This is a genomic window from Geodermatophilus ruber (assembly GCF_900114385.1).
GTDB classification, from domain to species: domain Bacteria; phylum Actinomycetota; class Actinomycetes; order Mycobacteriales; family Geodermatophilaceae; genus Geodermatophilus; species Geodermatophilus ruber.
In genome coordinates, this window is sequence record NZ_FOSW01000012.1 from 1 (window position 1) to 17409 (window position 17409).

Here is a 17409-nt window from a genome sequence, read left to right on the forward strand (position 1 = left end):
AGAAGACGTTTCGTAAGTAGGTCGTCGGGCTCTGTCGGCCCGTAAAGAACCGGCGCAGGCTGCGGGTCGTGTCGTCGCCGGTGTCTTCCCCGCCACCACGGTTGATCAGTGACGAGCTGTGGTCGCTGGTCGAACCGCTGATCCCACCGCAGAAGCCGGCGATCCACGGGCGCACCGGCCGGCCGCGCACCGGCGACCGGGAGGTGCTGGAGGGGATCGCCTTCGTGCTCTCCACCGGCATCGGCTGGACCAAGCTGCCCACCGAACTCGGCTACGGCTCGGGGGTGACGTGCTGGCGGCGGATGCGCGAGTGGGCCCAGGCCGATGTCTTCGACCGACTCCACCAGGCCGTGTTGGACCGGCTGGGTGAGCAGGGCCGGCTGGACTGGTCGCGGGCCAGCCTGGACTCGGTCAGCGTCCGGGCCAAAAGGGGGGTGCGCTGACCGGCCCCAACCCCACCGACCGGGGCAAGGCCGGCAGCAAGTACCACCTGCTCGTCGACGCCACCGGGCTGCCGCTGAACATCGCCGTCTCCGGCGCCAACCGGCACGACAGCATGCTGGTCGAGCCGATCCTGGACTCGATGCCGGCGATCAAGCGCGGCGGCCGCGGCCATCCGCGCCGCCGGCCGGTCAAGCTGCACGCCGACAAGGGCTACGACATTCCGCGGGTCCGCCGCTACCTGCGCCGGCGCGGGATCACCGCCCGGATCGCCCGCATCGGCCGCGACTCCAGCTCCCGGCTGGGCCGCCACCGGTGGGTGGTCGAACGGACCCTCGGCTGGCTGCTGTCCTACAAGCGTCTCGCGCTGCGCTACGACCGGACCGCAACCACGATCACCGCGCTGGCCCGACTCGCCGTCACGCTGATCTGCGCCCGCCGCCTACCGCCGAACTAATGAAACGTCTTCTAAGTCCTAACGGCCCGGAGAGTCACAGGCCTGTAGTTGGAGGCGGAGGGTGTTCAGGCTCTGTTTGTGACGACAGACCTCAACACCCTCCTGACCGCACTCTACGTCTGGATCGATGACTTTCTCGCTGGTCGCGTGCGCGCTGGACGTCGCCCGCGGCTGACCGACCCCGAGCTGCTCACGCTGGCCACCGCGCAGGTCCTGCTGGGCGTGCGCTCGGAGGCCCGCTGGCTGCGACTGGTGCCCGAGGCGCTGCCCGGAGCGTTTCCCTACCTGCCCGGCCAGTCCGGCTACAACAAGCGGCTGCGTGGCGCGCTCCCGCTGCTCAAGCGGGTGATCCGGGACCTGGCCGCCGACACCGACCTGTGGACCGACCCGGTCTGGCTGGTCGACTCCACCCCGGTGGAATGCGCCCGCTCCCGCCCGGCCGCGCTGCGCTCGGCCCTGGCCGGAATCGCCGGCTACGGCTGGTGCCGGTCACATTCGCGCTGGTTCTGGGGGCTGCGGCTGCACCTGGTCTGCACCCCGCCGGGCTGCCGGTCACCTGGGCGTTGGCCGACCCCAAGGTCGACGAACGCCAGGTGCTGATGTGCATGCTCGACCAGGAACCGCACCTCCTCACCGACCGCCCCCACCTGCTGCTGCTCGCCGACAAGGGCTACATCTCCGCCGAGCTGGATGACTACCTGCATGCCCGCGGCGCCGACCTGCTGCGCCCGTCTCTCCGCAGCCGCGCCCCGGACAGGCGCTGCTGGCACCGATTCGTCAACTGATCGAGTCCGTCTACGACACCCTCAAAGGCCAGCTGGACCTCGAGCTGCACGGCGCACGCACGCTCCCCGGCGTGACCAGCCGAGTCGCCCAACGCCTGCTGGCCCTGACCGCCGCGATCTGGCACAACCGCGCCACCGGCCAGCCGATCACCCGATCCCTGATCGCCTACGACCACTGACCGACTTCGGACTTACTCGTCTAGCTCCCGATGCCGCGCGCCCGCGCCGCGAGGACGATGATGTCGACGACCGTGTCCAGCGGCAGGACCGTGCTGTCGAGGACGAGGTGGTAGTTCCGAGCGGCCGAGGGATCGCAGCGGTAGAAATGCCGCACGTAGGCCTCCCGGGCCCCGTCGTTGGCCTCCAGGTCCCGCCGGACCTCCTCGTGCGGCCGCCCGGAGCGGGCCACGATCGCGTCCAGCCGGCGCTCCCGCGGCCCGTCCAGGCGCACGTGCAGGGTGCGCGGCCGGTTCCCGAGCACCATCGCGGCGGCGCGGCCCAGCACCACCCCGCCCGGCCCCTCGGCGATCTCGGACACGATCCGCTCGGTCTGCTGGCGGAAGGCCCGCTCGTCGGGCAGCTGGGCGACGGGCACGACCCCGCCCACCGGGTCCGGCATCGTGCCCAGCGAGGCCACCAGCCGCCACAGGCCACGGGCCACCGTCTCGTCGTTCGCCTCCGCCTCCGCCAGGGACACGCCCAGGCGGCCGGCGACCTGCACGGGGATGGCGCGGTCGTGGAAGGCCAGGCCCAGCCCGTGGGCGACCGCGAGCCCCACCTCGTGCCCCCCGGCCCCGTACGAGGCCGAGACCGTCACGATGCCGTGCGTTCCGGTGCCCATGGCCCCTCCTCCCCGTGCTGGCGCGGCCGGTCCTGGTCCACGCCGTCCGCCGGGAGATCCTTGCCGAGGAAGACCGCCCCGGGCGAGTCGGCGTACCTCCCGTAACCGGGTGCCGGGGTGTAGCCCAGGGCGGCGTAGAGCGCCAGCGCCTCGGGCTGCCGGTCGCCGGTGTTCAGGACGACCGCACGGTGACCGGCCGCCGCCGCGCTCGCCTCCAGGGCGCGCACCAGCACCTGGGCCAGGCCGCGGCGCCGGAACCCCGGCTCCACGTAGACCCGCTTGACCTCCACGACACCGGCCTCGTGCACCCGCCAGGCACCGCACCCGGCCGGGACGCCGTCCACCTCCGCGACGAGGAACAGCCCGGCGGGCGGCGCGAACTCGGCCGGGTCGACGACGGCCTCGTCCGGCCCGCCGTACCGGGTCACGTACTCGCGCTGCACCCGGTCCACGAGCTGCCGCGCGACCGGGTGCTCGTAGGGCACCGGCCGCAGCCGCACCACCCGCCCGTCGGTCGGCCCGACCTCAGCGGAAGTGGACATGCCCCGCCCCTTCCGCGCCGACGGCCGCGACGACGGCGTCGGCGGGGTCGCCGTCGACCCGCACCCCCCAGCCCTCCGGCGCCTCGCGCACGGAGCCGATCGCCGTCCACCCCTCGGGCAGCTCGGCCCCCGGGGGGAAGGTCGCGATCAGCGCGTGGTCCTCCCCGCCGGTGAGCACCCAGGCCATCGGGTCGCCGCCCAGCGCGGCGGCCACCTGCTGCAGCGGGCCGGGCGGCTCGAGCGTGGCCCGCTGCAGCGCCGAGCGGTCGATCTCGATCAGCACGCCGCTCTCCTCGGCCAGGTGCCCGGCGTCGGCCAGCAGCCCGTCGCTGACGTCGCACATCGCGGTCGCCCCGGCGTCGGCGGCCGCGGGTCCCGCCGCGTAGGGCGGGGTCGGCCGCCGGTGGGCGGTCACCGCCGCCACCGGACTGGTGAAGCCGCGCCGCAGCACCGCCAACCCGCAGGCCGACCACCCCAGCCGGCCGGTCAGGGCGAGGACGTCGCCCGGCCGGGCGCCCGAGCGCAGCACCGGGGCGCGGCCGGCGAGGTCCCCGAGCGCGGTGATCGACACGACGATCGCGTCGCTGCCGGGGGCGGCCGCGACGGTGTCCCCGCCGACGACGGCGGCCCCCAGCGGGGCGCATTCCTCGGCCAGCCCGGTGGCCAGCCCCTCCAACCAGGACGTCGGGGTGCCCGGGGGGCAGGCCAGGCCCACCAGCAGCGCCGTGGTCACCCCGCCCATCGCGGCCACGTCGGCCAGGTTGGCCGCGGCCGCCTTGTGGCCGACGTCCTCCGCCGACGACCAGTCCCGCCGGAAGTGCCGGCCCTCGACGAGCACGTCGGTGGTCGCGACCACCCGGCCGTCGGGCGCGCGCAGCACCGCGGCGTCGTCACCGGGGCCCACGTCGGCGACCCGCGCGGTACCCGCCCGGGCCACGACGCGGGCGATCACCCCGAACTCGCCGACCACCCGCACGCTGTCGGCCGGATCGTCCCGCGGAACCAGCGGGCGAGGGCGAGTCACCGGTCACTCCGCAGCGCTGGGGTAGGTTGCCGAACTGTCCGCCGACCGGCGCGGACGCCGCTACGGCAGCGCTGCCCGAGGAAAGGTCTCCCGTGGTCCACGCCTACATCCTCATCCAGACCGAAGTCGGCAAGGCCGCCCAGGTCGCCTCGACGATCAGCTCGATCGCGGGCGTCACCAAGGCCGAGGACGTCACGGGCCCCTACGACGTGATCGTGCGCGCCGAGGCGGAGACCGTCGACGAGCTCGGCCGCCTGGTGGTGGCGCGCGTACAGTCGGTGGACGGCATCACCCGCACACTGACCTGCCCCGTCGTCAACATCTGAAGCTCCTGACCGAGAACCCTCCAGCCGACGCACCCCGGGAGTCCACGCCCCCGGGGGAACCCGGCCGACCGACGCCTCGGCAGGACGATCCCCTGCGGCGGCTCGCGCTGATCGTCACCGCCGTCGTCCTGCCGCTCGTCGTCGTCCTCCTCGTCCTGGTCCGGGTCGTGGGCGGGGACGACGCCGACGGCAGCGGGGACGGCGTGGCCGAGGTCTCCGGCACCCCCACCCCGGAGCGGGCCGACCTGCCGCCCCTGGAGGTGGAGGTGCCGCCGGTGACGCCCGAGGCGGACGCCTGGTGCCCGGCGCTCATGGGCGCGCTGCCCCTCGAGCTCACCGGGGAGCCCTCCCGCCCCGTGCGGTCCGACTCGCCCTACGCCTACGCCTGGGGTGAGCCACCGATCGTGCTGGTCTGCGGGGTCGAGCCGCCCGCCGGCTTCGAGGCCACGTCGCCGCTCATCCAGATCAACGGCGTGCAGTGGTTCGTCGACACCAGCGATCCCGACGCCACCGTCTGGACCACGGTCGACCGCCCCGTGCACGTCCGGGTGACGCTCCCGGCCGCCACCGACAGCGCCCCGGTGACCGCGCTCGGCCCGGTGATCAACGACGCCCTTCCGGTGCAGGAGCCGCAGCCGGGCGGCTGACCCGGCTCAGGACGGCGGCAGCCGCTCCAGCTGCGCCTCGACGACCGCGTGCACCTCGGCCATGGCCTCCTCCACCGACCCGCCGACCGCGGTCACGGCCACGCTGAAGACCCCGTGCCCGCACCAGGCGAACGCCGCGGGCCCGGTCAGGCCCGAGTCGGTGTGCGCGTCCTCCACGGTGAGCAGCCGGCACCCCCCGGGCAGGCGCGGCGGGTCCTCCCGCAGCACGCCGTCGTAGTACTCGGCCTCGTTGGCGGCGAGGTCCCGGGCGTAGGCGCCGGCGCCGGCGCGGTCGTCGAACTGGTCGACGAAGACGCTGGTGAGCGCGCCCGCGGCCCCGCCCCAGAAGCGCTCCCAGCCGTAGCGGTAGCCGTAGTGCTCCAGGATCTCCCGCTCGCGCTCGGGGTCGTCGGCGTACCCGGCGACGTCGTCGACGGACTTCTCCCCCGCCGGAGGGGTCAGGTGCTCGTCGGGCACCCGGGGCAGGTCGGAGGGCACCTCCGTGACCAGCAGCGCCTCCAGCTCCTCCGGTGAGGCCGGCGTCGGCCGGGCGGGCGCCGGGGTGGCCTCCCCCTCGACCGCCGTCGTGCAGCCCGGCAGCAGCGCTACCAGCAGCAGCGCCAGCCCGGTGAGCCGGCCGGGCACCGGCAGGGTCACGCCCGTGCGTCCCGGTCCACTGCCGGGCGGTCGCGGGCGCCGTGCACCGCCGGGGCGGCCGCCAGGAGGTGGTCCACCAACTCGGCGAAGCCCACCCCGGTCACCGCCCACATCCGCGGGAACATCGAGATCGGGGTGAAGCCGGGCATGGTGTTGACCTCGTTGACGACCAGCCGCTCGGCCCCGTCGGGGCCGACGCCCAGGAAGAAGTCGACCCGGGCCAGCCCGGCGCAGTCCAGCGCCAGATAGGCCCGCACGGCCGCCTCCTGCACCGCGCGCGTCTGCGCCTGTGTCAGGCCGGCGGGGACGTCGAACTCGGCGGCGTCCTCGAGGTACTTGGCGGTGAAGTCGTACCAGTCGGTCCCCGGCCGCAGCCGGATCTCCGCCGGCAGGCTGGCCCGGGGGGTGCCGCCGTCGGGGCCGGTCAGCACGCCGCACTCGATCTCCCGGCCGGGGACGGCGGCCTCGACGATGACCTTCGGGTCCACAGCGGCCGCAACCGCCACCGCCTCGGGGAACTGCGCCCAGTCGGTCACCCGGCTGATCCCGATGCTCGACCCGGCGCGGGAGGGCTTGACGAACACCGGCAGCCCCAGCCGCTCCCGCGCGGCGTCGTCCAGCAGGCCGGGGTCGGCCCGCAGCGCCCCGGAGGCGTCCCGGAGGACGACGTGCTCGCCCTGGGACAGGCCCGCGGCGGCCAGCAGCTTCTTGGTGAACTCCTTGTCCATCGACGCCGCGCTGGCGAAGACGCCGGAGCCCACGTACGGCAGGCCGCTCATCTCGAGCAGCCCCTGGATGGTGCCGTCCTCGCCGTAGGCACCGTGCAGCACCGGGAAGACGACGTCGAGCTCCGTGCGCGGCTCGTCCCCGGCCAGGGGCAGCAGCCCGCGGAAGGCGGGGTCCCCGACCAGCGTCACCGGGGTGCCGCCGGTGACCTCGGGCAGCACCCCGTCGACGATCTCCAGCCGCAGCCCGGGGTCGGGCAGCACCCACCCCCCGTCGCGGGTGATCCCGACGGGGATCGCCTCGTACCGGTCCGGGTCCAGCGCCGCGAGGACGGCGCCGGCGGAGATGCAGGAAATCGAGTGTTCCGCGCTGCGGCCCCCGAAGACGACCGCCACGCGCAGCTTGCCTGCCTGTCCGCTCATCGCGGCCGACCCTAGTCGAGCCGCCCGGATCCGCCCCGGTGACGGGGCGGCGGGCCGCGCACCCGAGGCCGCGAGGTGTGGGAGCCTCGACGCCGATGCGCGAGAACGTGGCGGCCCCGCCGGACAGGGCCCGAACCGGGACGACGGCCGGCGACGACGATCGGCCGCGGCCGTTCCCCCGCGGGCTGCGGCTCGCCGGGTCCGCGGTCCACCTCTACACCGCCAGCGGCACCGTGCTGGCGCTGCTGATCGTGCTGGCGGCGTTCGACGGCGACGCGGTCACCGCGCTGTGGCTGATGCTGGCCGCCCTCGTGATCGACGGCACCGACGGGATGCTCGCCCGGCGCCTGCGGGTCAAGGAGACGATCCCCTGGTTCGACGGGGCCCGTCTCGACGACATCGTCGACTACCTGACCTACGTGTTCGCCCCCGTCGTCCTGCTGTGGACCACCGGCTCGCTGCCCGACGGCCCGCTCGGCTGGGCCGTGGCCGCGCTGCCGCTGCTGGCCTCCAGCTACCAGTTCTGCCGGGTCGACGCGAAGACCTCCGACCACACGTTCCTCGGCTTCCCGAGCTACTGGAACGTGGTGGCCTTCTACGCCGTCGTCCTGGATCTGGGGCCGGGGACGATCGCGGCGGTGCTCGTCGTCTGCTCGGTGCTGGTCTTCGTCCCGGTGCGCTACCTGTACCCGTCGCGCACGCAGGCCCTGCGGGGGCTCAGCCTCGCGCTGAGCGCGCTGTGGTTGGTCAGCTACGCCGTCCTGCTGCTCCAGGTGCCCGACCCGCACCCGCTGCTCGTGGCGCTGTCCCTGGCCTACCTCGGCTACTACGTCGCCGTCAGCGGCTGGCTGACCGCCCGGGCGGCGTACCGCCGACAGGCCGCCGCCGGCTGACCCGCCCGGCCGGGCTCAGAGCACGTCGAGGGCGGCGGCGAGGTCGGCGACGAGGTCGGCGGTGTCCTCGATCCCGCAGGAGAGCCGCACGAACCCACCGGGGACGGCGTCCCCGCCCCACTGCGCCCGCCGGTCGATCGTGCTGTGCACGCCGCCGAAGCTGGTGGCCGCGGCCCACAGCCGGCTGGCCCGGAGCAGCCGGGCCACGGCCGCCTCGTCGGCGAGCTCGGCGGAGACCACCCCGTTGGGGCGCAGCATCTGCCGGGCGGCGAGGGCGAAGGACGGATCACCGGGCCGCCAGGGCCAGCGGACGCCGGTGACCGCCGGGTGGCCTGCCAGCAGCTCGGCCACCGCCGCGGCCGACTCCGCCTGGCGGGCCAGCCGCAGGTCCAGCGTGCTCATCGACCGGTGCCCCAGCCACGCCTCGAACGGCCCCGGCGTGCCGCCGGTGTGGTCGCGGAACGCCTTGATGCGGGCGTGCAACTCCCCGTCGGTCGTGCTGACGTGGCCGAGGAGCAGGTCGCTGTGCCCGGTCAGCGCCTTGGTGTCGCTGCCGAGCGTGAGGTCGGCGCCGAGCGCCAGCGGGCGCTGCCCCAGCGGGGTGGCCGTGGTGTTGTCGACGGCGAGGACGGCCCCGGCCGCCCGGGTGGCACGGGCCACGGCGGCGATGTCGCAGACGTCCAGCTGCGGGTTGCTCGGGGTCTCCAGCAGCACCAGCCGAGCGCCCTCGAGGTCCCCGCGGGCGGCGACCGCCTCGATCTCGGGGGTGGGCACGTACTCGACACGGACGCCGAAGCGTTCCAGCTCCTCGCGCGCGAGCAGCCGGGTCGTGTAGTAGCCGTCCGCGGGCAGCACCACCCGGTCCCCCGCCCGGGCGGTGGCCAGCACCGCGGCGCTGATCGCGGCCATGCCGGTGGCGAAGGACAGGCAGCGGCCGCCGTCGAGCGCACCGACCGCGGCCTCGAACACCCGCAGCGTCGGGTGCTCGGTGCGGGCGTAGGCGTCGGCGCCGCCGGCGCGGGGCGGCAGCTCGCCCAGGTGGTACGGGGCGGCGAAGACCGGCGAGGGGCGCAGCGGCGCGCCCGGCTCGGCCGCCGGCTCCCCCGCGCGGACCGACCGGGTGCCGTCACCCCAGCTGTCCTCGCCCGGGCTGTCGCCCCACGGACCGTCGGCGATCACTCCGGCTTGGCCTCGCGGGACATGATCTCCTTGACCATCTGCGCCGCCGGTACGCCCTCGTGGCACACCCGGACGACCGCCTCGGTGAGCGGCATGTCGACCCCGTGCGCGCGGCCCAGGTCGAGCACCGACCGGCAGCTCTTCACGCCCTCGGCGACCTGGCGGGTCGTCTGCAGCGCCTGCTCCACCGTCATGCCCCGGCCGAGCTTCTCGCCGAAGGTGCGGTTGCGGGACAGCGGCGAGCTGCAGGTGGCGACCAGGTCACCCAGCCCGGCGAGCCCGGCGAAGGTGGTCGGCTCCGCCCCCAGTGCGGCGCCCAGCCGAGCGGTCTCGGCCAGCCCCCGGGTGATCAGCGATGCCCGGGTGTTGTCGCCGAAGCCCATGCCCTCGGTGATACCGCAGGCCAGCGCGATGACGTTCTTCACCGCTCCGCCGAGCTCGCAGCCGACCAGGTCCGGATTGGTGTAGGGCCGGAAGTACGGGGTGTGGCAGGCGGCCTGCAGCTGCTCGGCCCGCTGCTGGTCGGCGCAGGCGATGACGGTCGCGGCCGGCTGCTCCTCGGCGATCTCCCGCGCGAGGTTGGGCCCCGACATCGCCGCGACGCGGTCGGGCCCGGCGCCGGTGATCTCGCAGACGACCTGGCTCATCCGCTTGGTGGTGCCGAGCTCGATGCCCTTCATCAGGGAGAGCAGGACCGCGTCCGGCGGGAGCAGCGGCGCCCACTGGACGAGGTTGTCCCGCAGCGACTGCGACGGGACGGCGAGCACGACCAGCTCGGCGGCCCGGAGCGCCTCGGCCGGGTCGGCCGTGGCCCGCAGCCCCTTCGGCAGCCGGATCCCGGGCAGGTAGTCGGGGTTCTCCCGGTCCTCGCTGATCGCCCGCGCCAGCTCCGGACGCCGGGCGTGCAGGGTGACCGCGCAGCCGGCGTCGACCAGAACCTTGGCGAAGGTCGTGCCCCAGGAGCCTGCCCCGAGCACGGCGGCGCGGGCGCCCTGCCCGCTCTGTGGGTTCACGCGGCGCTCCCCGGCAGGTCGGTGGACGCCCCGTTCCCCGGGCGCCGCGCGAACGCCGCCGGCGCGGGCTCGCCGCGCAGCTCGGCCAGCTGGTCGCGGACCACCGTCATGATCCGGTCGGTCACCTCCCGGAGCAGCTCACCGGTCACCGGCCGGCCGGCGCGCACCTGCGCCCGCAGGTCCTCCAGGTCGATCGGCTCGCCGACGAGGTAGTCGGCGGGCACCCGCAGCCGCAGGTGCAGCTTCTTGGCGTGGTAGTCGTGCAGCCGCTGCGGGCCCCACTGGGCCACCGGCAGCACCACGGCGTCGGTCGTGATCGCCAGCCGTGCCACGCCGGTCCGGGCCTGCATGGGCCACCAGTCGGGGTCCCGGGTGACGGAGCCCTCCGGGTAGAGGACCACGACGTTGCCGGCCGCCAGGTCGGCTTCCGCGGCGTTCAGCGACCCCTTGGCGTCCGCCGAGCCGCGAGCGACCGGGATCTGGCCCGCGGCGCGCAGGATCCGGCCGGCCGCCCCCTTGAACACCGACGACTTGGCCAGGAAGTGCGGTACCCGGCCGCTGTCCCACACCAGCCGGGCGCAGGCCAGCGGGTCGAGGATCGACACGTGGTTGGCCACCACGAGCACGGGGCCCGTCCGGGGGATCCGCTCGGCGTGCCGGTAGCGGAGCCGGAACAGCAGCGAGGCCACCGGGTGGACGACGAGGAAGCACAGCCACAGGGCCGGGGGGATCGGCCGACGGGTGTGCCACCGGGACGGTGCCGATCCGGGGCGGCGCATCGCGGCTCCATCCGGGGAACCCTCGGGGGTCACCGGCTCCCTCCCTCCTGCACCGCCGCGCCTGCCGCGCCGGGCCATGACCTGCGCCCCATCATCGGGCCCGGGCCGCAGACCACTATCGGGCCTGGGCAACAGACCAGGGTGCACCGGGTCCCACAACGGGGCCGGTGTGCTCACATTGTGGCCGTGCTCCCCTGGTCGGTCGTCATCCCGGCGAAACGGCTCGCTGTCGCCAAGACCCGCCTGACCCCGCTGCCCGACGGGCTCTCCGGCAGCGCGCACGCCGAGCTCGTGCTGGCCCTGCTGGCCGACACGGTTGCCGCCGCGCTGGCCGCGCCCGCGGTGACCGGCGTCGTGGTGGTCACCGACGACCCGGCCGCCGCGGCGGTCGTCACCGGCCTCGGCGCCCGCACGGTGCCCGACGAGCCCGACCGGGGGCTCAACCCCGCCCTGGCCCACGGGGCGCGCGCCGCCGGCGGCGCCGCGGTCGCCGCCCTGTCCTCCGACCTCCCCGCGCTGCGCCCGGAGGAGCTCTCCGCCGCGCTGACCGCCGCGGTGTCGGCGCCTCGCTGCTTCGTGGCCGACGCGCAGGGCACGGGGACGACGCTGCTCACCGCGACCGGGGTCGAGCTCGCCCCGGCCTTCGGCGCCGGCTCGGCGGCCCGGCACCGGACCGGCGGCGCGCTGCCGCTGACCGGCGCCTGGCCCGGGCTGGCCCGGGACGTGGACACCCCCGAGGACCTGCGGGCCGCCGTGGCCCTCGGCGTCGGCCGGCACACCGCCGCGCTGCTGGCCGCGCTGGGGGATCGCACCGGCTGAGGGCCGCCCGCGGCCGGTCATCCTGCGGCACGATGGGCGGGTGACCACCACTCGTCCCCTCGCCCCGGCCGAGAGGTACCTCAACCGCGAGCTGTCCTGGCTGGACTTCAACGCCCGGGTGCTGGAGCTGGCCGAGGACGAGTCGTTGCCGCTGCTGGAGCGGGTGAAGTTCCTGGCGATCTTCGCCAGCAACCTGGACGAGTTCTACATGGTGCGCGTGGCCGGGCTGAAGCGCCGGCGGAGCATGGGCCTGACCGTCCGCTCCCCCGACGGGCTGACCATCCGCGAGCAGCTCGAGCTCATCCAGCAGCGCACCCAGGAGCTGGTCCGCCGGCAGGCGGACGACTTCAACAAGGACATCGCGCCCCGGCTCGAGGACGCCGCCATCCGCATCCTGCACTGGGAGGACCTTCCGGAGGACGCCGCCCCGCGGCTGCGGGAGTACTTCCGCGACCAGGTCTTCCCGGTGCTCACCCCGCTCGCGGTCGACCCGGCCCATCCCTTCCCCTACATCAGCGGTCTGTCGCTCAACCTCGCCGTGTTGGTGCGCAACCCGGAGACCGGGGTGTCGCACTTCGCCCGCGTCAAGGTCCCGAACAACGTGCCGCGGTTCGTCGCCGTCGAGCCCCCCGACCACGCGGCGACCTTCCTGCCGCTCGAGGACCTCATCGCGGCGCACCTGCCGCAGCTGTTCCCCGGTCTCGAGGTCGTCGCGCACCATCCGTTCCGGGTCACCCGCAACGCCGACGTCGAGGTGGAGGAGGACCGGGACGAGGACCTCCTGCAGGCCATGGAGCGGGAGCTGTCCCGGCGCCGGTTCGGGCCGGCGGTCCGGCTCGAGGTGACCGAGTCGATGGACCCGCAGATCCTCGAACTGCTGCTCTCGGAGCTGGAGATGCAGCCCGGGGACGTCTTCCACGTGCCGGGGCTGCTCGACCTCGCCTCCCTGTGGCAGGTCTACGCCCTCGACCGGCCGGAGCTCAAGGACGAGCCGTTCGTGCCGGCCACCCACCCGCGGCTGTCGGAGGGCGAGTCGCCCACGAGCGTGTTCGCCACCCTGCGCGAGGGCGACGTGCTGGTGCACCACCCCTACCAGTCGTTCGCCACCAGCGTGCAGCGGTTCATCGAGCAGGCCGCCGCCGACCCGCACGTGCTCGCGATCAAGCAGACGCTCTACCGCACCTCCGGCGACTCCCCCATCGTCAACGCGCTGATCGACGCGGCCGAGGCCGGCAAGCAGGTCGTCGTCATCGTGGAGATCAAGGCGCGTTTCGACGAGGAGGCCAACATCAGCTGGGCCCGCTCGCTGGAGCGGGCCGGCTGCCACGTCGTCTACGGGCTCGTGGGGCTGAAGACGCACTGCAAGACGGCGCTGGTGGTGCGCCGGGAGAACGGCGTCATCCGCCGGTACTGCCACATCGGCACCGGCAACTACAACCCCCGGACCGCCCGGATCTACGAGGACCTCGGCATCCTCACCGCCGACCCGGGGGTGGGCGCCGATCTCACCGACCTGTTCAACACCCTCACCGGGTACTCGCGGCAGACCAGCTACCGGCGGCTGATGGTCGCCCCGCACAGCATCCGCGCGGGGCTGCTGGAGCGGATCCACCGGGAGGCCCGCAACGCCGCGGACGGCCGGCCGGCCGGGATCCGCATCAAGGTCAACTCGCTGGTCGACGAGCAGATCATCGACGCGCTGTACGAGGCCTCGACCGCTGGGGTGCCCGTGGAGCTGCTCATCCGCGGGATCTGCGCGCTGCGCCCGGGGGTGCCGGGCCTGTCGGAGAACATCCGGGTGCGCTCGATCGTGGGCCGCTTCCTCGAGCACTCGCGGGTGATGAACTTCGCCGGCGCCGGCGACCCCGAGTGGTGGATCGGCAGCGCCGACCTGATGCACCGCAACCTGGACCGCCGGGTGGAGGTGCTGCTGCGCGTCTGCGACGAGACCGCGCAGCGCCAGTTGCAGGAGATCTTCGACGCGGCGATGGCCGACGACGTCCGCTGCTGGGAGCTCGGCAGCGACGCGGTGTGGCGGCGCATCGGGGAGCGCGACTACCAGGCCGAGCTGATGGCGGCCGCCAGTGAGCACGGAAGCTGACACCGGCCTGGTCGTGCGGGCGGCCGGCGGGGCGCTGTGGCGCCCGGCGGACGACGGCACGGTCGAGACCGCCGTGGTGCACCGTCCCAGGTACGACGACTGGTCGCTGCCCAAGGGCAAGCTGGACGCCGGCGAGCACGCGCTGACCGCGGCGGTCCGCGAGGTGACCGAGGAGACCGGGCTGGGCGTCGTCGCCGGGCGGCGCAGCCTGCGGACCGAGTACGCCCTACCGGTGGGCGCCAAGCGGGTCGACTACTGGCTCATGCGGGTCGTGGGCGGCGAGTTCGTCGCCAACCAGGAGGTCGACCGGCTGCGCTGGCTCCCCCTGCCCGAGGCCGCTGCCCTGGTCACCCACGAGGCCGACCGGGCGGTGCTGGCCGACCTGGGGCGCACCGACGTCCCCCGGGCGCCGACCCTGCTGCTGGTGCGGCACGGGCGGGCCGGGGACAAGTCCCGCTGGGAGGGGCACGACGACCTGCGACCGCTGGACAGCAAGGGCCGCCGGCAGGCGCGGCGGCTGGCCGAGGTGCTGCCGCTGTTCGGGCCCACCGAGGTGTTCACGGTCCCCCGCACCCGCTGCCGGCAGACGGTGGAACCGCTGGCCGAGCGGCTGGGCCTGCCGGTGCAGGACCTGCCCGAGCTCGGGGAGCAGGAGTTCGCCGCCGACCCCCAGGCGGGCCTCGCGGTGGTGAACCGGCTCCTGTCGCCCCGGGGCACCCCGGGGGTCAGCGTGGTCTGCAGCCAGGGCGGTGCGATCCCGTCGGTGCTGCTCAGCCTGGGGGTGGGCCGGCCCGGCGTCGCCGCGCGGCTGCATCCGCCCGCCGCCAAGGGCAGCGTGTGGGCCCTCGGCGGCCGGCCCGGGGAGCTGGCCGCGGACTACTACCGGGACTTCGAGGCCGATCCCGACGCACCCGAGAGCGCGCCGGGATCGGCTCCGGTTCAGGCCGGCAGGACCGGGAGCGCCTTCGGCAGCCAGGGCTGACGGGCGGCCTCGTAGGCGTCGATGTCGGCCAGGTGGCGCTCGGTCAGCCCGACGTCGTCCAGGCCCTCGAGCAGCCGCCAGCGGGTGTAGTCGTCGATGTCGAACGGCACCGTGACACCCGCGTACCGGACCTCCTTGGCCTGCAGGTCGACGGTCACCTCGGTGGTGGGGTCGGCCTCGACCGCCGTCCACAGCGCCTCGACGTCGGCCTGCGGGAGCAGCACGGTGAGCAGCCCGGCCTTGGTCGAGTTGTTCCTGAAGATGTCGGCGAACCGGGAGCTGATGACCACCCGGAAGCCGCCGTCCAGCAGCGCCCAGACGGCGTGCTCGCGGGAGGAGCCGGTGCCGAAGTCGGGGCCGGCGACCAGGACCGAGGCGCCGGCGTACTCGGGCTTGTTGAGCACGAAGTCCGGCTCGTTGGTGCGCCAGGCGACGAACAGGCCGTCCTCGAAGCCGGTGCGGGTGATCCGCTTGAGGTACTCGGCCGGGATGATCTGGTCGGTGTCGACGTTGGTGCGCCGCAGCGGGGCCGCGGTGCCGGTGTGGGTGGTGAAGGCGTCCATCGGGGTCAGACTCCAGCGTTCTCGAGGTCGGCGGGCGCGGTGAGCGTGCCGGTGAGCGCGGTGGCGGCGGCGACGGCGGGGCTCACCAGGTGGGTGCGACCGCCCTTGCCCTGCCGGCCCTGGAAGTTGCGGTTGCTGGTGGAGGCCGAGCGCTCCCCCGGCTTGAGCTGGTCGGGGTTCATGCCCAGGCACATCGAGCACCCCGCGCCGCGCCACTCGGCGCCGGCCGCGACGAAGACCTGGTCCAGGCCCTCCTCCTCGGCCTGGGCCTTGACGGCGACGGACCCGGGGACGACGAGCATCCGGGTGGCGGGGTCGATCGTCTTCCCGCGCAGCAGCTCGGCGGCGACCCGGAGGTCCTCGATCCGGCCGTTGGTGCAGGAGCCGAGGAAGACGGTGTCGACCTTGATCTCGCGCAGCGGGGTGCCGGCGGTCAGCCCCATGTAGGCCAGCGCGGCCTCGACGTCGCGGCGGTCGTTCTCGTCGGCGAACTGCGCCGGGTCCGGCACGCTGCCCGAGATCGGCAGGCCCTGGCCGGGGTTGGTGCCCCAGGTGACGAACGGCGTCAGGGTGGAGGCGTCGATGCGGACCTCGCGGTCGAAGACGGCGCCCTCGTCGGTGCGCAGGGTCTTCCAGTACTCGACAGCGGCGTCCCAGTCGGCGCCCTGCGGGGCGTGCGGGCGGCCCTGCAGGAAGTCGAAGGTGGTCTGGTCGGGGGCGATGAGCCCCGCCTTCGCGCCGGCCTCGATCGACATGTTGCAGATCGTCATCCGGGCCTCCATCGAGAGCTTCTCGATGGCGCTGCCGCGGTACTCGATCACGTGGCCCTGGCCGCCGCCGGTGCCGATCTCGGCGATGACGGCCAGGATGATGTCCTTCGCCGACACGCCCGGGGGCAGCTCGCCGTCGACGGTGACCGCCATCTGCTTGGGCCGGTACTGCGGCAGCGTCTGGGTGGCCAGCACGTGCTCGACCTCGCTGGTGCCGATGCCGAAGGCCAGCGCGCCGAACGCGCCGTGGGTGGAGGTGTGGCTGTCGCCGCAGACGATCGTCATCCCCGGCTGGGTCAGCCCGAGCTGGGGGCCGATGACGTGCACGATGCCCTGGTCGCGGTCGCCCATGGGGGCCAGCCGGATGCCGAACTCGGCGGTGTTGCGACGCAGCGCCTCCACCTGCGCGCGGCTCACCGGGTCCGCGATGGGCGCGAGGATGTCCAGCGTGGGGACGTTGTGGTCCTCGGTGGCCATCGTGAGGTCGGGGCGGCGGACCGTGCGCCCGGCGGCGCGCAGCCCGTCGAAGGCCTGCGGGCTGGTCACCTCGTGCACGAGGTGCAGGTCGATGAAGAGCAGATCCGGCTCGCCCGCGGCGCTGCGCACCACGTGGGCGTCGTAGACCTTCTCGGCCAGGGTCTTCGGCACGACTGGTCCCCTCCTGGGTGGCGGCTCGCTCCCGGCACCGGATGCCTGCTGGTCATCTCACGGAATGGGATGCGAGTATTGCTGTGTGGGACAGCCTAACCCCGTCGCCGTGCTGGACAAAGCAGTGGCCATCCTCCGCGCCGTCGCGGCCGAGCCGGCGACCCTCGCCGAGCTGGTCGAACGCACGGGGCTGCCCCGCGCCACCGCCCACCGCCTCGCCGTGGCGCTGGAGGGGCACCGGCTGGTCCGCCGGACCGCCGCCGGCGCGTGGGCGCCCGGGCCGGCGCTGGCCGAGCTCGGCCGGGGGGTCGCCGACCTCGCCGAGCTCGCCGGCCGGCACCTGGCCACCCTGCGCGACATCAGCGGGGAGAGTGCGCAGTTCTACGTGCGCGACGGCGCCAGCCGGGTCTGCGTCGCGGTCGCCGAGCGCGCCAGCGGGCTGCGCGACACCGTCCCGGTGGGCGCCCACCTGCCCCTCACCGCCGGGTCCGCGGCGCACGCGCTGCTGGCCTTCGCCCCGGCCGACGAGGTGAACCCGCTGCTCCCGTCGGCGAGCTTCACCGCCCGCACGCTGCTCGACGTCCGCCGGCGGGGCTGGGCGCACAGCATCGCCGAGCGGGAGCCGGGGGTGGCCTCCCTGTCGGCCCCGGTCCGGGACTCCGCCGGCGGCGTGCTCGGCGCGGTGTCGATCTCCGGGCCGATCGAACGGCTGGGCCGGCGCCCCGCTCCCGAGGTGGTCGGCGCGGTGCTCGACGCGGCCGCCGCCATCTCCCGGGCGGTGCGCTGACCTTCCG

Annotated in this window: 18 protein-coding genes and 1 pseudogene; 9 read left to right on the top strand and 10 right to left on the bottom strand. The window is 74.7% G+C overall.

Annotated elements, in window-relative coordinates; genetic code table 11:
• Positions 1-68: 68 nt before the first annotated feature.
• Positions 69-898 (top strand): IS5 family transposase gene (locus BMZ50_RS17430; protein ID WP_425432016.1). Its coding sequence is split into 2 segments (ribosomal slippage): positions 69-425 and positions 428-898, totalling 828 coding nucleotides; the frame shifts between segments, so codons are not numbered across the junction.
• A gap of 78 nt (positions 899-976) precedes the next feature.
• Positions 977-1862 (top strand): annotated as a pseudogene (locus BMZ50_RS17435) (IS982 family transposase).
• Positions 1863-1882: 20 nt separating this feature from the next.
• Here BMZ50_RS17435 and BMZ50_RS17440 read toward each other — a convergent pair.
• The 3 genes from BMZ50_RS17440 to BMZ50_RS17450 are packed head-to-tail and all read right to left on the bottom strand — an operon-like array spanning position 1883 to position 4090.
• A complete protein-coding gene (locus BMZ50_RS17440) occupies positions 1883-2524 on the bottom strand; it encodes a cytidylate kinase-like family protein (protein WP_091327279.1) in 642 nt (213 codons plus the stop codon).
• Positions 2497-3066, bottom strand: a complete 570-nt coding sequence (locus BMZ50_RS17445; protein ID WP_091327281.1) for a GNAT family N-acetyltransferase — start codon at positions 3064-3066, stop codon at positions 2497-2499. The genes BMZ50_RS17440 and BMZ50_RS17445 overlap by 28 nt, the downstream gene beginning before the upstream one ends.
• Positions 3050-4090 carry a thiamine-phosphate kinase gene (locus BMZ50_RS17450; RefSeq protein ID WP_245753703.1) on the bottom strand — a complete coding sequence of 347 codons (1041 nt, stop codon included), beginning with the start codon at positions 4088-4090 and terminating at the stop codon, positions 3050-3052. Before BMZ50_RS17450 ends, BMZ50_RS17445 begins: the two co-directional genes overlap by 17 nt.
• A 92-nt stretch (positions 4091-4182) precedes the next feature.
• Between BMZ50_RS17450 and BMZ50_RS17455 the strand changes: the two genes are divergently transcribed.
• Positions 4183-4416, top strand: coding sequence for an Lrp/AsnC ligand binding domain-containing protein (locus BMZ50_RS17455; protein WP_091327285.1), 234 nt, complete (start codon positions 4183-4185; stop codon positions 4414-4416).
• A 167-nt stretch (positions 4417-4583) separates the two neighbouring features.
• Positions 4584-5063, top strand: coding sequence for a DUF3515 domain-containing protein (locus BMZ50_RS17460; protein WP_245753704.1), 480 nt, complete (start codon positions 4584-4586; stop codon positions 5061-5063).
• A gap of 6 nt (positions 5064-5069) precedes the next feature.
• Here the strand turns inward: BMZ50_RS17460 and BMZ50_RS17465 are convergent, their stop codons facing one another.
• Positions 5070-5720, bottom strand: a complete 651-nt coding sequence (locus BMZ50_RS17465; protein WP_091327289.1) for a hypothetical protein — start codon at positions 5718-5720, stop codon at positions 5070-5072.
• Positions 5717-6868 (bottom strand): D-alanine--D-alanine ligase family protein, encoded by a 1152-nt coding sequence (locus BMZ50_RS17470; RefSeq protein WP_091327292.1) that lies wholly within the window; start codon positions 6866-6868, stop codon positions 5717-5719. Before BMZ50_RS17470 ends, BMZ50_RS17465 begins: the two co-directional genes overlap by 4 nt.
• A 95-nt stretch (positions 6869-6963) precedes the next feature.
• Here BMZ50_RS17470 and BMZ50_RS17475 point away from each other — a divergent pair, with 95 nt between their 5' ends.
• Positions 6964-7761 (top strand): CDP-alcohol phosphatidyltransferase family protein, encoded by a 798-nt coding sequence (locus BMZ50_RS17475; RefSeq protein WP_091327294.1) that lies wholly within the window; start codon positions 6964-6966, stop codon positions 7759-7761.
• A gap of 15 nt (positions 7762-7776) precedes the next feature.
• On the opposite strand, the gene BMZ50_RS17480 is transcribed toward BMZ50_RS17475, so the two are convergent.
• The 3 genes from BMZ50_RS17480 to BMZ50_RS17490 are packed head-to-tail and all read right to left on the bottom strand — an operon-like array spanning position 7777 to position 10732.
• Entirely contained in the window at positions 7777-8940 is a 1164-nt protein-coding gene (locus BMZ50_RS17480) for a cystathionine gamma-lyase (protein ID WP_245753705.1), read from the bottom strand.
• Positions 8937-9953 carry an NAD(P)H-dependent glycerol-3-phosphate dehydrogenase gene (locus tag BMZ50_RS17485; RefSeq protein WP_091327295.1) on the bottom strand — a complete coding sequence of 339 codons (1017 nt, stop codon included), beginning with the start codon at positions 9951-9953 and terminating at the stop codon, positions 8937-8939. The genes BMZ50_RS17480 and BMZ50_RS17485 overlap by 4 nt, the downstream gene beginning before the upstream one ends.
• Positions 9950-10732, bottom strand: coding sequence for a lysophospholipid acyltransferase family protein (locus BMZ50_RS17490; RefSeq protein ID WP_091327297.1), 783 nt, complete (start codon positions 10730-10732; stop codon positions 9950-9952). Before BMZ50_RS17490 ends, BMZ50_RS17485 begins: the two co-directional genes overlap by 4 nt.
• Before the next feature lie 186 nt (positions 10733-10918).
• Here BMZ50_RS17490 and cofC point away from each other — a divergent pair, with 186 nt between their 5' ends.
• From cofC to BMZ50_RS17505, 3 genes are read left to right on the top strand one after another with little or no spacing between them, the layout of a single operon-like run.
• The gene (gene cofC / locus BMZ50_RS17495; RefSeq protein WP_245753706.1) at positions 10919-11551 is read left to right on the top strand and encodes a 2-phospho-L-lactate guanylyltransferase; all 633 of its coding nucleotides are present in this window, start codon (positions 10919-10921) and stop codon (positions 11549-11551) included.
• Positions 11552-11591: 40 nt separating this feature from the next.
• Positions 11592-13652: an RNA degradosome polyphosphate kinase gene (locus tag BMZ50_RS17500; protein WP_245753707.1), complete on the top strand. Its 2061-nt coding sequence runs from the start codon at positions 11592-11594 to the stop codon at positions 13650-13652.
• The gene (locus BMZ50_RS17505; RefSeq protein WP_091327301.1) at positions 13636-14634 is read left to right on the top strand and encodes a bifunctional NUDIX hydrolase/histidine phosphatase family protein; all 999 of its coding nucleotides are present in this window, start codon (positions 13636-13638) and stop codon (positions 14632-14634) included. Before BMZ50_RS17500 ends, BMZ50_RS17505 begins: the two co-directional genes overlap by 17 nt.
• Here the strand turns inward: BMZ50_RS17505 and leuD are convergent.
• Together leuD and leuC are read right to left on the bottom strand one after the other, a co-directional pair.
• A complete protein-coding gene (gene leuD / locus BMZ50_RS17510; RefSeq protein ID WP_091327303.1) occupies positions 14592-15197 on the bottom strand; it encodes a 3-isopropylmalate dehydratase small subunit in 606 nt (201 codons plus the stop codon). The two genes, BMZ50_RS17505 and leuD, sit on opposite strands and share 43 nt — an antisense overlap.
• Positions 15198-15202: 5 nt before the next feature.
• Positions 15203-16615 (bottom strand): 3-isopropylmalate dehydratase large subunit, encoded by a 1413-nt coding sequence (leuC, locus tag BMZ50_RS17515; protein ID WP_091327305.1) that lies wholly within the window; start codon positions 16613-16615, stop codon positions 15203-15205.
• Positions 16616-16700: 85 nt separating this feature from the next.
• Between leuC and BMZ50_RS17520 the strand changes: the two genes are divergently transcribed.
• On the top strand, positions 16701-17402 hold the full coding sequence (locus tag BMZ50_RS17520) for an IclR family transcriptional regulator (protein WP_177212856.1): 702 nt from the start codon (positions 16701-16703) through the stop codon (positions 17400-17402).
• The last annotated feature ends 7 nt before the right edge of the window (positions 17403-17409 follow it).